This window comes from Dietzia sp. NPDC055340, assembly GCF_053645335.1.
The window spans coordinates 13,203-28,443 of sequence record NZ_JBSHML010000004.1 but is presented as its reverse complement, the minus strand read 5'-3'; the positions used below and the strand labels follow the sequence as shown (position 1 = coordinate 28,443).

The following is a 15,241-nucleotide window of genomic DNA, read 5'->3' as shown; positions in this document are numbered from 1 at the left end:
GCCGGCAGGCGCTGGCGCGGATGCCAGGGAGGTGTGGCCGGCAGCCGAGCGGGTCGACGAAATAGAGCACGGACCGGTCCCCACCACTTCCCCGGTGTGCCCGCCGCCCCGTGGTGGGGAGGCGGGCACACCTGGTGGGAGCCGGTCCGCGAGTCTGAGAGGTCCTACGGGTTCGGCTCGACCGAGATCTCCTTGGTGGCCGGGTCGTAGACCAGGGTGCCGCCGGTGAAGCGCTGGGCGACGGTCCCGTCCTCGCGCTCCGCCTCGCTGGACACCGGCAGGCCGAGCGGCCCGTGCTCGAAGCCCTGGGCGGCCCACGCGTCACCGATCACGCCCCACACCGGATGGGTTCCGGTCCCGGGGGAGGAGTACAGCGCACCGTTCTCGTGCTTGACCAGCGAGACGTCGCCGAACTTCTGGATCCCGGACAGCACCTTGCCCAGCGGCCCGCCGAACTGCGCGGCGAGCGCCGCGAAGTCGCCGCCGACCAGATCGCCGACCGAGCCCGTGTCGAACGGGATGTCCGCCAGGGTCATGCCGCCGGTGAGGGCGCGGGTCAGGGCGGGCACGTCGATCCGGCCGCCGTTCAGGACGGTCCGAAGCGCGGAGGTCACGGCCTCCTGGATGTCAGCCTTGTTGATGCCGGGCGCCTGCGAGCCTCCGCCTCCGCCGGTGGGCGAGCCGGAGTCGGGGTTGGACGGGGCGGCTCCGCCCCCGCCGCCGCCACCCTTGGCGTAGGAAGCCGCGATGTCACGGATCTGGCCCATCTTCGCGTAGCCGGCGTCGCCGGGACAGGTGGTGAGGCCGACGTCGCGGTGGGCGAAGATGTTCGGCAGTCGCACGGAGGTGCCGTAGCCGTACTTGGTGTACGAGGTGCCCTCGGAGTAGTGGGTGTCGGAGCCCTTGGGGTCGATACCGGCCACCGAGAGTCGCCAGCCGAGGATCTCGCCCACCTTACGGATGGTGACGTCGGGCGGGGTGAGGGTCGAGTAGTCGCCCATCATCGAGATGCCCCACGTGTTGCCGTTGAAGCCACCGGCGTGGGCGCCCTGGACGTTGCGGCTCAGGCCGCCGTGGCGGCCCTCGAAGGCCTGCCCGTACTTGTCGACCAGCACGTTGTAGCCGACGTCGCACCAGCCCAGGCTCTGGGCGTGGTAGGTGTAGATGCCGCGCATGACTCCTGCGGATTCTTCGCGGGAGTAGTTGTTGCTGCCGGCCGTGTGGTGGACGGTTGCTGCGGCGAGCGAGTCGTCGTACGTCGCGTTGCGGCAGCGCTGGGACTCGTTGGCGCCCCAGCCCGAACGGGTGATGATCGAGGGCTGCTTCGCGGCGATATCGCCGTCGGTGCCGGTCCCGCCGGTGGCCGAGACGTCGGCGAACGCGTCGGGGTCCGGGGTCGGGGTGGAGTCGGGGGAGAGCAGCACGGCCTGCACGGTGCTCGCGTCGAGCTCGCTGCTCTCGGCGACCGGCTTGATGTCCGCGAAGCGGGTCGGCACCGGCGGCGCCGCGTCGAACGCGGGCGTGGCCGGCGTGCTCGCGCGCTCCGGGGCGGTCTCGGCGGCCGGCGTGTCGGTGCGGGCCGCGATGTCCTCGTCGGCCGGCGTCTCGGCGGTGTCGGCATCAGCCTTGGCGTCGTCGTCGGAGCCGGCGGGCGCCTCGGCATCCGCGTCCGGCGCATCCGCCAGGGAGCTGTCGGACAGGTCGACGCCGCTGAGCGCGATCTGCACGGCCGTGGTGTCCAGGCCGAGGTAGACGGGCTCGGTGCCGCCGGTGCCTGTCGTGCTGTCGCCCTCGGCGTCGACCGACTCGGCCTCGAACCAGGGGCCCCACGAGCCGTCCGGGTTTTGGGCACGCACGTTGGCGACGGCCTCGGGGTGGGTTCCCTTCCAGGTGACGCCCATCATCGAGAACGGCGTCTCGGAGGTGACCTCCTTGACGGGGGACTGACCGCCGGCGATGTCCCGGTTCACGCCGGCCGCGGCGGGCGCCTCGGCGAGCGGAACCTGGACCTCGCCGGTGGGCAGACCAGTGCCGGCGGTGGTGGTGATGTCGTCGGAGGACTCGACCAACTGGTCAGGCCCGTACACGGCGAGGGGGGTGACGACGGACGCCGCGACCGCCACCGCAACGGCGAGGGTCCGGCGTCGACCGCTGAAATGCATAGGGCGGCGTCGTGTGCTCAAGGGCTTCTCCAGATCAGGTGTCTGCGGCCCGCGGCGTGGAGCCGCTGACCACTTCTCCCACCCCACCCCGCCGGCCGCGGGCGGGCCGCGGTCAGTGGGGCAGATGTGACGAACGGGGTCAATGTTAGCCAAGAAACGCGTGAAACCAAGTGGTACGGAAGTGAATTTTGGGATGACAGGCGTGTAGTTTCGAACCGGCGTACGACGACGACGACGTCCGACCAGCGCCGTGAGCGGATACCGGCGGTCGGCGGTCATCGGCAGATCAGATGCCCCCGGCGCGCCGCGGGATGGGCGAACTCGTCCGATGTGGGCGTTCCCGCGGTCGCCGACGGTGTCGTCGTCGTTGTCGTCGACCCTGCTCCGCCCCTCTGCCCGACCCCGCTCTGGTCGCCCACTACCGGCGCGCCATTAACCACCCCCCGACCCGACGGATACCCTGGGAACGAAGGACCCGCGCCGATCGGCGCGCGGCCTACTGACACGGCTGCGGAGAACCGCCGCGGCACAGAAGTCTTCAGCGAAGGGGAAGTCGACGATGGCGGACGAGCGGCAGTGGGGCACCTACGACCTCATCGTGGTGGGGTCGGGTTTCTACGGTCTGACGGTCGCCGAGCGGGCGGCCACCGAGCTCGGTAAGCGCGTCCTCGTGCTCGACCGGCGCCACCACATCGGCGGCAACGCCTACTCGGAGGCGGAGCCCGAGACCGGGATCGAGATCCACAAGTACGGCGCCCACCTGTTCCACACCTCCAACGAGCGCGTGTGGGAGTACGTCAACAAGTTCACCGACTTCACCGGGTACCAGCATCGGGTGTTCTGCATGTACTCCGGTACCGCCTACCAGTTCCCCATGGGCCTGGGCCTGATCAACCAGTTCTTCGGCCGCTACTACTCGCCGGACGAGGCGCGCGAGCTCATCGCCGAGCAGGCCGCCGAGTTCTCCTCCGACGAGGCCGCGAACTTCGAGGAGAAGGCCATCTCGCTGATCGGGCGCCCGCTGTACGAGGCGTTCATCAAGGGCTACACCGCCAAGCAGTGGCAGACCGACCCCAAGAACCTGCCCGCCGGCAACATCACCCGGCTGCCCGTACGCTACAACTTCGACAACCGCTACTTCTCGGACACCTACGAGGGACTGCCGGTCGACGGATACACCGCGTGGCTCGAGAACATGGCGGCGGACGAGAAGATCGACGTGGTGCTCGACACCGACTGGTTCGATGTCCGCGAGGCCGTGCGCGCCGCGAGCCCGGACGCGCCCGTCGTCTACACCGGCCCGCTCGACCGCTACTTCGACTACGCCGACGGCGAACTCGGCTGGCGCACCCTGGACTTCGAGATGGAGGTCCTGCCCACCGGCGACTTCCAGGGCACCCCGGTGATGAACTACAACGACGCCGAGGTCGAGTTCACCCGCATCCACGAGTTCCGCCACTTCCACCCGGAGCGCAAGAACTACCCCACGGACAAGACCGTGATCATGCGCGAGTTCAGCCGCTTCGCCGAGCGCGACGACGAGCCGTACTACCCGATCAACGAGTCCACCGACCGCGAGCGGCTGGCCGCCTACCGCGACCGGGCCAAGGCCGAGACCGCCGCCAACAAGGTGCTCTTCGGTGGCCGCCTGGGCACCTACCAGTACCTCGACATGCACATGGCCATCGCCTCCGCGCTGACCATGTTCGAGAACACTCTCGCGCCGCACCTGCGCGACGGGGCGCCGCTCGCGGACTGACGCGGTGCCCGCGACCTGACGCAATGCGCCGCTGAGCGGGCCGCGCAGCCCCGTCGCCGCCCAGCCCCGCCGGCGTCGAGCAGAGGGTTCGGCACACATCTACTCGGCTGATGTGGGCCGAACTCTCTTGAGGATGCCTGGGCCGCCGAGGTTAGGGCTGCTCGGCGAGGGCGGCCACGATCTCGGCCCGCTGAGCCGGGTGCACCAGCGTCGGCCGGGCCTCACCGAGATGGACCAGCACCGGCGTCACGGAGGCCCAGAAGCGGCTCAGCGAACTCAGGCCCGCGTTCTCCGCGTGCGCCTGGATCCGCTCGGCGGCGGAATCGCCCGGCTGCGGCAGGTGCAGGTCCGGTCGCTTACCGATGATCTGGTTGTCCTTGCGCTCGGAGATGACGAAGCCCAGCGCGAACCCCACCGAGCGCGGCAGGTCGCCGCAGAGCAGCACGGTCGCCTCCGGGTAGTCGTCGAGGACGTGCTCGATCGCTCCCGATAGTTCGACCACCAGGGTGGCGAAGGCCTTCGGGTCTATTTTCCGCCCGCTGGACCCCGGGATCCACCGGCCGACGGGAAGCTCCCACGGACGCAGGTGCACCTCCCCGCCGACGCTCTCGACGGGGCCCGCCACGATCACCACGTCGCAGGTGTCCCGCAGCGGATACTGCGCGTCGACCTCGGACACCGGCCCGGTCGGCCCCAGTCGCAACGACAGCCAGACCCGCTTCACCTCGTGGCGGTCGACGCGCGGCTCCACGACGGTCGTCAGCGTGATGTCCGGGTCGGGCGTCTCGTGGTGGGTGGCCCAGTCGCGCGACGACCACTCGTCGTAACCATCGTCGAAGTACACCGTCCGCATCCCGGTGTCCCCGCCCGGGATTCGCGTCGACCGCGGCTCCTCCGGCACTTCGGCGAGCGAGGTCCGCTCCCGCAACAGGACGTCGTAGCCCACCGACAGCGCGGCGGGGAACGAGAGATTGGGGGCGAACAGGTAGCCGGTGGCCTCGTCGTCGTCGTTCATCGCGCGTTCCAGCTCGTCGGACACCCGCGCGACGTCGGCGCGCAGGTCCAGGACGTCACCCACCGCGCCGAACCAGCCGGTGGCCGTGCGGAAATCGAGGCTACGCGCCCGAGCCATGTCCATCGCGCCCCGAAGGTGATCCGCGGAGGCGGCCGGCAGCAGGCGCAGGTAGTACAGCGTGCCGTTGCGGTTGATCATCCAGTGCCGCAGCGCCATCATCGCGATCAGGAGTCCGGCGGAGCCCAGGAACCACGCAAGCCGCGCCTGCGATGTGCAGTGGTGGGACCACAGATCCGGGATGCCGGAGATGGTGCAGGAGCCGTCCGCGCTGATGATGTCATCCGCCACGAGGCCGCCGAACGCGGTGGTCAACGCGATGGTGACGGCGATGAGGGTTTCCACGACGAGCATGGGCCAAAGGTAGCCCGGTTCGAGTTCGGGCGGACCTGAGGCCGGGGGATCGATCGCCCGCGGGGGTTAGGCTTCCGGCATGACACGAGCGACCTCGCCAGTGCTCCGACTACTCGTGGCGCTCGTCGGCGCCGCGCTGTTCCTGCTCTCGGCCGGGCACCTCGCCGGCGGCCCCGCGGCACGGGCCCAGGCGCCCGCTTCCGCGCCGGCTCCCGCCGAGACCGCGCCCGCGACGACGGTGTCGGTGGGCGTCACCGACCGCGCGGGACTGCTGTCGGCCGGCGACGACGACCTGCTGCGCACCGAGACGCCGCGGATCGACTTCCCGCCGCAGGTGCGGCACGTCGAGTACCTGGTCTTCGACGACGGGGGTAGCAACCTCAACGACACGACCCTGGAGTTCGCCGAGGACGAGCGTCCGGACCTGCTGGCCGAGGACCGGAAGAAGTGGGCGCCGGGGACGCTGATCGTGTCCAACGACGCCGAGGCGCGCGACGTCGGCCTCTACTGCGGCGACGACGTGTGCGTGGCCATGGACCTCTTCGAGGGATCGCACCTGGACGGCTCACTCGAGGCGATGAAGGACCCGATGCGGCGCGACAACACCGCCGTCGGACTGCTCGCAGGGGCGAAGGCCGCCGCCGATCCCACGGTCCTCGCGGCCGAATTCGAGGGCATGCCGTCCTGGCTGCCGTGGGCGCTCGGCGGTGCGGGAGTGGTGGGTGCGGGTGCCATCGGTGCTGCCGTGGCGGGCGTCCGCAAGAAGAAGGCCGCCACTGCTCGGGAGCGCTACGACCGGATCTCTCGCGAATACGGGCGGATCGCGGGCGAGCTCGGCGGGCTGGACGTTCGAGCCAACTCCCTGCGGTCTCCGCTGGCCGACGACGAACTGCGTGGGCAATGGGCCGACGTGCGGGACCGGTTCCTCGAGGTGGACGCGATCATGGGCCGGATCGGCGACCTGCGGCCCGAGTCCGCGGACGCCGAGTTCCGGGCGGCGGCCGCCGACATCGAGACCGCCCACACCACTGTCGACCAGATGGAGACGGCGGAGAAGAACATCGATCAGCTCTTCCGCATGGAGCAGGGCGATGCCGACGTGCGGCGCCGCCAGCTGGGCGAGCTCCGCGAGGACATGGGCGCCGCCGCGCTGGGTGCCGAGGACGCGAGGCTGTCGTCCGAGGCCAGGGAGCTGGAGGCACGAGCCGACGACCTGGCCCGGGACACCGGCGCCACCGACTTCATGGATCGCTACGCCCGGTTGGTCGTGGACTACCGGCTGGTCGTCGAAGCCATCCGCGAGCGCGAGATGTCGGACGTCGAGGCCGCCGCGGACGCCGGCGACCGCCACGCGCCGCGGCTGTACGACCGCGACTGGCGCGCAGGCTACGGCTACAACGGCTTCGTGCCGTTCTACGTGGCCTCGAGCTGGCACTCCCACGACGTGCAGGCGGCGCAGGCGTCGAGCTCCACGAACACCGGGTACTCGAACGCGTCGTTCTCCGGCGGTGGCGGGTCCAGCGGGTACTGACCCCGCCGCCCTCGTGGCACGCCGCCCCACCACCCGTCGCCCCATCACCCGTCGCCCCATCGAGAAGAACGTTCCGGACACCGCCACTCGGACAACGTGTGCGGAACGCTCTTCTCGTGCGGCGACGGACCGTCAGCGCTCGACGATCTCCACTGACTCGATGGTGTGCGTGGTCGACGGGGCGCCCTGGGGGCTGCCGTCGGACTCGATCGACGTGACCGTCTCCATGCCCTCGGTGACGGTGCCGAACAGGCTGTAGCTCGGGGGCAGGGAGACGCCCGAGTCGCCGGTGACGATGAAGAACTGCGAGCCGTTGGTATCGGGGCCGGCGTTGGCCATGGCCATGGAGCCGATCTCGTACTCGCCCGCCGCGGGGAGCTCGTCGGAGAACTCGTAACCCGGGCCGCCCGCTCCGGTGCCCTGCGGGTCGCCGCCCTGGATCATGAAGCCGGGGATCACGCGGTGGAATGTGACGCCCTCGTAGAACTTGTTGCGGGCCAGGAAGACGAAGTTGTTCACCGTCTCCGGGGCCTTGTCCTCGAGCAGGTCGACGGTGACCGCGCCGGCGTCCGTGGTGATGACCGCCGAGTAGTCGACGCCCGGGGTGAGGCACATCGGGGGAGCGGAGTCGAAGTCCGTGGTCCGCTCGTCCGCGCCCTCGGCGGGCGGGCACTCGACGGTCGCGTCGCCGCTGCCGGATTCGACGGCCGCGGTGGAGGCGCCACCCCCGGACTCGGCTGCCGGGGCGGGCTCGTCCGAGCTGCAACCGGCGAGGGCCAGCGGAGTGGCCAGGGCGAGCACTCCCAGTGCGGTGCGGAGGGTCGGACGAGGACGGGCGTGGGTGTGGATGCGCATGGAATGAACTTAGGCCCTGCGGGCCCACCGGTGGTCCTCGGCGCGTGGTGAAGGTGGCGGATCGTGCCAGCCGGGTACGATCGATGCGGCTTTCGCCCCGCAGAAGCGAGGGCGTGGGTTATCCAACGTGGACGAGGGCGGCCCCGGCCGTCGGGACGGGGACGCGCGTACATGGAACACCGAGGCCACCACGAGGCAGGCGGCGAGATCGAGCGGTCGGTCGCAGCACTTGCGGACCCGCGTGGCCTGGAATGCCTGCAGCGCATCATCCTGCCGCGGGCCGGCGAGCCGCTGGACGTGCGGTCGCTGTACCTGGAGGAGGCGCCCACCAACGCCCGGCGCGCGCATTCGTCCAGCCGCACCACGCTGAGCATCGGCGCGGACAGCGAGGTCTCGTTCGCCACCTACTTCAACGCGTTCGCCGCCGCGTACTGGCGCCGGTGGACCGTGCTGGACTCCGTCGTCCTACGCCTGACCGTCCGCGGCGCGGGGCGGGTGGACCTCTACCGGTCCAAGATCGACGGCTCGCGCATCGCGATCACCGGCGACGTCGTGGGCAGCCCCGGCGACACCGACCGCGTGACCACGGTCGAGTTCGTCTGCGACCTCGGCCCGTTCGAGGATGGCGGCTGGATCTGGTTCGACCTCACCTCCGATACGGACGTCGAGCTGCTGGCCGGTGGCTGGTACTCGGCCGTCGCCGCGACGGAGACCCGGCCCGACGCCGGACCCGACGGCCGGCCCGACCCGTCGGTGCAGGTGCCCAACGACCGACGCGTCACGATCGGCATCCCCACCTTCAACCGCCCGGGCGACGCCGTGGCCGCGCTGGAGGCCCTGACCTCCGATCCGCAGGTCGACGCCGTGATCGATGCGGTGCTCATGCCCGACCAGGGCGACCGCAAGGTGCGGGACGAGCCGGGCTTCACCGAGGCCGCCGAGGCGCTGGGCGACCGGCTGCGGATCTTCGACCAGCCCAATCTCGGTGGATCCGGCGGGTACAGCCGCATCATGTACGAGGCCCGTCGCCTCACCGACTCGCCCTACATCCTGTACATGGACGACGACATCGAGATCGAGCCCGACTCGATCCTGCGCGCGCTGGCCTTCGCCCGGTTCTCCACCGTGCCGATGCTTGTCGGCGGGCAGATGCTCAACCTGCAGGAGCGCAGCCACCTCCACACCATGGGTGAGGTGGTCGGCGGCCACGACTTCATGTGGACCGCCGCCCCGCACGCGGACTACGACTACGACTTCTCCACGTACCCGCTGACGGACCGCGACAACCCCAAGCCGCTGCACCGCCGAATCGACGTGGACTACAACGGCTGGTGGATGTGCCTCATCCCGCGTGTGGTCGCCGAGAAGATCGGACAGCCGCTGCCGCTGTTCATCAAGTGGGACGACGCCGAGTACGGGCTCCGCGCCCGCCGGGCCGGGCACCCCACCGTCACCATGCCCGGCGTGGCGATCTGGCACATGGCGTGGTCCGACAAGGACGACGCGATCGACTGGCAGGCGTACTTCCACCTGCGCAACCGCCTCGTGGTGGCCTCGCTCTACCACGACGGCGACCACAAGGGGATCATGCAGTCCAGCCTCAAGGCGCTGGTCAAGCACCTGGTGTGCCTCGAATACTCGACCGTGGCCATCCAGATCGAGGCGATCCGCGACTTCCTGCGCGGCCCCGAGGCGCTGTACGAGCTGCTGCCCACGGCGCTGCCCAAGGTCCGGTCGATGCGCGCCGGGTTCCCGGACGCCGTCGTCGTCCCCTCCGCCGTCGACCTACCCGCCCCGTCGGGCGGGCCCGCCGGCATCCACACCGAGCCCAAGGGCAAGGCGCGCAAGGTCGTCGCCCTGGCCAAGGGCTTGGCCCACACGTTGTCCCGCGACGACAAGGCGCACCACGAGGTGCCCCAGGCCAACTTCCCGCCCGTCGAGGCGCGCTGGTACTCGCTCAGCCGCGTCGACGGCGCCACCGTCACCACCGCGGACGGCCGCGGAGTCGTCTACCGCAAGCGCGACCGCGACAAGGCCGCAGCCCTGTTCAAGGAATCCGCGGCCCTGCATCGTGAGTTGTACCGTCGGTTCCCCGAGATGCGCCGTCGCTACCGCCGGGCGCATGCCGAACTCGTGAGCAAGGAGGCCTGGAGCCGTGTCTTCGACGCCTGACCCCGCCACGCCGGCCACGGCCGGAGCCTCCGCCGGGCATGGGGCGGCCCCGACGGTCGAGATCCCCGTGCCGACCGGCGAGGTGCGGCTACTCTCCGGGATCCAGCGCCGACTGCTGGCCGTGCCCGGGTCGCGGGAGGCCGCCGTGACGCTCTCGCATGTCGGTGAGCACGCCCTCGGCTGGATGGCGATCGCCGGCGCCGGAATGGTGCTCGACCCCGCCCGCCGGGGCAGGTGGGCGATGGTCGGGGTGGGGACCTTCGGCGCGCACGCCACCTCCGTCGTGCTCAAGCGTGTCGTCCGGCGCAAGCGCCCCGACCACCCGAGCGTGGCGGTGGGCGTCGGAACGCCCTCGAAGCTGAGCTTCCCCTCCTCCCATGCCACGTCGACCACCGCGTTCGCCCTGCTCGCGGGGTCGGTGAGCGGCGTGCCGATCGCACCGGCACTCGTGCCGGTGATGCTGGCATCCAGGCTCGTGCTCGGAGTCCATTACCCTTCTGATGTGCTCGCCGGCGCCACGGTCGGTGCGGGCTGCGCGGCGCTCACCCGCGCTGTATGGCCCACCGCGGCCGTCCAGCGCGTGTTGCCCGAGGCGCTGCGCGAAGCCGAGGCGGGCCCAGGCACCACTGCGAATCCCGAGGAGAATTGATGACCGATCAGACCGGAGCCCCGGCAGCCCGGGGCGGGGGAGATCACCAACTCTTCGGCGCCGAGCCGCACACGGCCAACGAGATCGACGACATCGCGGAGGCGGAGGAGGAGGCCAAGGGCGCCCCGCCCAAGAACCTCCTCGACGGGATGATCAAGGCGCTCCGTCCGCGCCAGTGGGTCAAGAACGTCCTCGTGATCGCCGCCCCCGCGGCGGCCGGCTCGCAGACCCTGACCGACTCGTCGGTCCTGTTCTCGGTCTTCATCGCGTTCGTGGCCTTCTGCATGGCCGCCTCGAGCGTGTACCTCATCAACGACGCGATGGACGTCGAGGCGGACCGCGCCCACCCGACCAAGCGGTTCCGCCCCATCGCCGCCGGCGTCCTGCCCGTCGGGCTGGCGTACGGCATGGCGGTGGTGCTCATCATCGCGGCGCTGGTCATCTCCGTGCTCTTCGCACATCCGGCGCTGGCGATCGTCGTGGCCGTGTACATCGTGCTGCAGCTCATGTACTGCTTCGGCCTCAAGCACCAGCCGGTGCTCGACATCGCGTTCGTCTCGTCCGGCTTCCTGCTGCGCGCGGTGGCCGGCGGCGCGGCGGCCGAAGTCGCCATCTCGCAGTGGTTCCTGCTGGTCATGGCCTTCGGCTCGCTCTTCATGGCGGCCGGCAAGCGGTACGCGGAGTTGAGCCTGCACCTGAAGACCGGCGCCAAGATCCGCAAGGCGCTCGAGAGCTACACGCCCACCTACCTGCGCTTCGTGTGGACGCTGTCGGCCACCGTGCTGGTGCTCTGCTACGCACTGTGGGCCTACGACCGCGGCTCGGATCCGGGCCAGCCGGCCGGTGCCGCGGTCTGGCTCCAGATCTCGATCGTCCCGTTCACCATCGCCGTCCTGCGCTACGCCGTGGATGTCGACGCGGCCCAGGCCGGCGAGCCGGAGGACATCGCCCTGGGCGACCGGGTCCTGCAGATCCTGGCTGCCCTGTGGGTGCTGGCCGTGGTGATCGGCGTCTACATCGTCCCGGCCGTCTGACCCGGCTCTGGCGATGACGGAAGTGGCGGCGGGCAGGTCTCGCCGGTGGTCCGGGACGGCCTTCTGGGCCGGCGTGGCCGTGGTGGTGGCGATCTTCTTCGCGGGAGCCTGGCAGCGGCGGTGGATCGCGGACGACGGCCTCATCGTCCTGCGTACCGTCCGCAACCTCATCGCGGGCAACGGGCCGGTGTTCAACGCCGGCGAGCGCGTGGAGTCCAACACCTCCACGCTGTGGACCTATCTCATCTACCTCACCCACGAGGTCGTGGGTTTCCGGCTCGAGCTCGTCGCCCTGGGCCTGGCGCTCACCCTGAGCATGGCCGCGGTGGTGTGCGCGATGCTCGGTACCCGCGTCATGTACCGCGGCACCCGCCGTGCCCCCGCCGGCGTGCCCATGCTCCTGCTGCCGTTCGGAGTGCTCATCTACGTGATGCTGCCCCCGGCTCGCGATTTCGCCAGCTCCGGCCTGGAGACGGGGCTGGTGATCTGTTGGATCGGCGTCATGTGGCTGGGAATGCAGCTGTGGGCGCGGGCCGGGCACCGCGAGTATCGGTTCGGTCTGCCCGCCCCGGGCATGGCGGCGCTGGCGTTCATCGCGGGCCTGGGTCCGCTGGTGCGGCCGGAGATGGCCATCGCGGCGGCGGTCTTCCTCGCGCTTATGGCGGCCGCGCGCCAGTCGTGGCGGCATCTGGGCTGGTTGGTGGCGATCGCCGGCGCGGTGCCCGTGCTCTACCAGCTGTGGCGCATGTCGTATTACGCGCTGCCGTACCCGCTCACCGCGGTGGCCAAGGACGCGGGCGGCTCCAAGTGGGGTCGCGGCCTGGAGTACCTGTGGGATCTGCTGTCGCCGTATGCGCTTCTGGTGCCGATCGCGGTGGTGCTGGTCGGGGGCCTGGTCTCGCTCTGGGCGGTCACGAGTGCGCGACCCGGAGCGTGGATCCGCTACTTCCGTAAGGGGGGCGGATCCGCCGGCGCGGGGGTGGATCGGGGCGACGCCGACGCCGACACCCACGACGACGAGCACGACGCCGACGCCCACGGCGACCAGGGCGACGACGACAACGACGTCAGCCGGTTGAACCGTCTACGGGGCGGGGTGCGCTCCACCCCGGTCGTCACCGTCGCGTTCCTCGTGGTGGCCCTGATCATGCTGCTCTACGTCACCCGCGTCGGCGGCGACTTCATGCACGGCCGTGTGCTCCTGCCATCGCTGTTCCTGTTCATGCTGCCGGTCTCGGTGGTGCCGCTGCCGATCGGGCCGCCGCGCGGGGAGCAGGACGGGCGGGTGCGCCGCGTGGCGGTGCCCGTGGTCGCGGCGGCGTGGCTCGTCGTCGTCGGCTGGGCGGTGACCGTCGAGGTCACCCAGGACCCCTTCCGCGAGGAGCCCGAGTCCATCACGGCTGCCGGGATCGTGGACGAGCGCCAGTTCTACATCCAGCGCACCGGCCACCGCCACCCGCTGCTCGCGGAGGACTACCTCGACTTCCCGCGGATGCGCGCGCTGGTGCGGGACGTCTCGACCAACCGGACGGGCGCGGTGTTCCTGCCGGTGCCGGGGTTCCAGGACCGCTGGGATGTGGTGTCGTATGACCGGCCCATGCCGGGGCTGGCGCCGTTCGAGCTGCCCGACGACCCGATCAAGACCGTGGTGTTCCTCAACCTCGGCATGACGAGCATGAATCTGCCGCTCGACGTCAAGGTCTACGACACCGTGGGCCTCGCCTCGCCGCTGGCCGCCCACACGGACCGCATGGAGGACGGGCGGATCGGGCACGACAAGTTCCTCCCGTACGACTGGGTGATGGCGTCCACGGGGGTGGTGGAGGATCCTGTGAACTTCCCCCGGTGGATCGACGTCAACTGGGTGAACCAGGCCGAGGTGGCTCTGCAGTGTTCTGCGACACAGGCGCTCATCGAGTCGTATTCCGCGCCGCTGACGCCTGAGCGACGGTGGTCAAACCTCGTGAACGCATTCTCATTCGCCGAGTACCGGATGAACAGAATCCCTGCATACGAGGTCCAGAGGTGTGGTCTGCCCATGCCGGAGGAAGTGGAGAAGTATCAGGGCACTAGGTAGGGTGGCGCCTGCTGTTGTCTCGGAACGGTAACGGCAGGGGATCAAAATGGTCCCCGACCTGTAACACCTGTCCCATAGTGCGCGACAGTATTCATGTCGCAGTTCCGGCCCTCCCTGGTGGGGTCGGTCCGATGGACGTCACCGATGCCTCCCGGGGCACCAGGAACGAACAAAGGAACCAACGAATGTCCCATTCCACCCTCCGGCGCAGGTTCGCTGCCGGGCTCACCGCGATGGCGACCGCCGCCGGGCTCATGGCTGGCGCCCCGGCCCTCGTCAACGCGCAGGCGACCGAGCCGGGCTCGTCGGCCAGCCTCGGCTCCGCCGGTTCGGCCGGGGCGCCGGCCGCAGCCCCGGCCGCTGCCCCGGCTGCCATGGCGTTCGGTGGAAATGAGGACCCGGACGGCACGCGCGGCGTCCTCGGCGACCGTTGTGTCTACGACGCGGTCCAGTCCTGGGTCCAGCTGTGCGAGGTCTGGTCGCCGTCGATGAACCGGCACATCAAGGTGCAGGTCCAGCCGGCGCGTCAGGGCGGCGGCAACGCGGGCCTGTACCTGCTCGACGGTCTGCGCGCGCGGGATGACTGGAACGCCTGGACCCACGACGCCCAGGCGCAGCGCATCTTCCTCATGGACAACATCACGCTGGTCATGCCCGTCGGCGGCCAGGTCTCCTTCTACTCCGACTGGGAGCGGCCCATCAACCTGGGCGGCAACCTGCTCGAGTACAAGTACGAGACGTTCCTGACGCAGGAGCTGCCCGGCTACCTGCAGCGGGAGTTCGGCGTGTCCCCGAACAACAACGCCATCGCCGGTCTGTCGATGGGCGGCTCGGCGGCCGCGACGCTGGCCGCCAACCACCCGAACCAGTTCAAGCAGGTCTCGGTGTTCTCCGGCTACATGAACCCGACCGCCCCGGGGATGTACTCAATGATCCCGCTGGCGATGTTCGACCAGTGCAAGTGTGATCCGTTCGCCATGTGGGGCCTGCCGGGCTCCCCGGCCTGGGGTAGGAACGACCCGCTGCTCAACGCCGACAAGCTGCGGAATATCCCGATGTACGTCACCGCCGGCTCGGCGATCCCCGGCCAGTACGACCAGCCGTCCAGCCTGCAGGGCGTGTTCAACACGTTCAACGGTGTCATCCTCGAGGGGCTGTCCCGCGGTTCGACCCTGGCGTTCCAGAACACCATGAACGCCGCGTCCAACCGGGCGGTCTTCAACTACCGCGCCACGGGTATCCACGGCTGGGGTTACTGGAACGACGACCTCATCGACGCCCGTTCCACTCAGATCCTCGACGTGATGGACGCGTACTCGACCTACTGATGGTCGGCGGCGTCCCGAGGGACGTCTTCCGACGAATAATGGACGGATTCGGCTGATCCCAGCGAGTCCTCACCCGTCACACCGGGGCCCCGCGCGTAGATTCACGTGCGGGGCCCCGGTCGTATCCGGCCGCCGGGCTCGGCCGTGGAAGGGGAAACCACGGACGCGCCATGGACTCAGGGCCCCGGAGTCCGGAGCCGCCGGCCGATGCCGGCCGTTCACTCACGGGATCCGTTTCCAGTCGACGC

The 15,241-nt window shown here is 70.2% G+C and carries 10 protein-coding genes; 7 read left to right on the top strand and 3 right to left on the bottom strand.

The genetic code is table 11. The features are described from left to right. Positions 1–164: 164 nt before the first annotated feature. Positions 165–2,162 (bottom strand): N-acetylmuramoyl-L-alanine amidase, encoded by a 1,998-nt coding sequence (locus ACWIFB_RS03545; protein ID WP_454057343.1) that lies wholly within the window; start codon positions 2,160–2,162, stop codon positions 165–167. A 559-nt stretch (positions 2,163–2,721) separates the two neighbouring features. On the opposite strand from ACWIFB_RS03545, the gene glf reads away from it, so the two are divergent. After that, the gene (glf, locus tag ACWIFB_RS03540; RefSeq protein ID WP_295650709.1) at positions 2,722–3,921 is read left to right on the top strand and encodes a UDP-galactopyranose mutase; all 1,200 of its coding nucleotides are present in this window, start codon (positions 2,722–2,724) and stop codon (positions 3,919–3,921) included. 151 nt (positions 3,922–4,072) lie between these two features. On the opposite strand, the gene ACWIFB_RS03535 is transcribed toward glf, so the two are convergent. After that, positions 4,073–5,347 (bottom strand): hypothetical protein, encoded by a 1,275-nt coding sequence (locus ACWIFB_RS03535; protein ID WP_454057342.1) that lies wholly within the window; start codon positions 5,345–5,347, stop codon positions 4,073–4,075. A gap of 79 nt (positions 5,348–5,426) precedes the next feature. Here ACWIFB_RS03535 and ACWIFB_RS03530 point away from each other — a divergent pair, with 79 nt between their 5' ends. Continuing rightward, entirely contained in the window at positions 5,427–6,878 is a 1,452-nt protein-coding gene (locus tag ACWIFB_RS03530; protein WP_454057341.1) for a DUF5129 domain-containing protein, read from the top strand. 132 nt (positions 6,879–7,010) lie between these two features. Here ACWIFB_RS03530 and ACWIFB_RS03525 read toward each other — a convergent pair whose 3' ends face one another. Next, entirely contained in the window at positions 7,011–7,733 is a 723-nt protein-coding gene (locus tag ACWIFB_RS03525) for a peptidylprolyl isomerase (RefSeq protein ID WP_452099812.1), read from the bottom strand. A 171-nt stretch (positions 7,734–7,904) separates the two neighbouring features. Between ACWIFB_RS03525 and ACWIFB_RS03520 the strand changes: the two genes are divergently transcribed. From ACWIFB_RS03520 to ACWIFB_RS03500, 5 genes are all read left to right on the top strand, one after another. After that, a complete protein-coding gene (locus ACWIFB_RS03520; RefSeq protein ID WP_454057340.1) occupies positions 7,905–9,905 on the top strand; it encodes a glycosyltransferase in 2,001 nt (666 codons plus the stop codon). A gap of 82 nt (positions 9,906–9,987) precedes the next feature. Beyond that, positions 9,988–10,554: a phosphatase PAP2 family protein gene (locus tag ACWIFB_RS03515; protein WP_454057459.1), complete on the top strand. Its 567-nt coding sequence runs from the start codon at positions 9,988–9,990 to the stop codon at positions 10,552–10,554. Then, positions 10,554–11,588: a decaprenyl-phosphate phosphoribosyltransferase gene (locus tag ACWIFB_RS03510; protein WP_454057339.1), complete on the top strand. Its 1,035-nt coding sequence runs from the start codon at positions 10,554–10,556 to the stop codon at positions 11,586–11,588. The genes ACWIFB_RS03515 and ACWIFB_RS03510 overlap by 1 nt, the downstream gene beginning before the upstream one ends. 13 nt (positions 11,589–11,601) lie before the next feature. Then, positions 11,602–13,665: an arabinosyltransferase gene (locus tag ACWIFB_RS03505; protein ID WP_454057338.1), complete on the top strand. Its 2,064-nt coding sequence runs from the start codon at positions 11,602–11,604 to the stop codon at positions 13,663–13,665. 185 nt (positions 13,666–13,850) lie between these two features. Then, complete coding sequence (locus tag ACWIFB_RS03500; RefSeq protein WP_452099816.1) at positions 13,851–14,993, top strand: alpha/beta hydrolase; 1,143 nt, start codon at positions 13,851–13,853, stop codon at positions 14,991–14,993. The last annotated feature ends 248 nt before the right edge of the window (positions 14,994–15,241 follow it).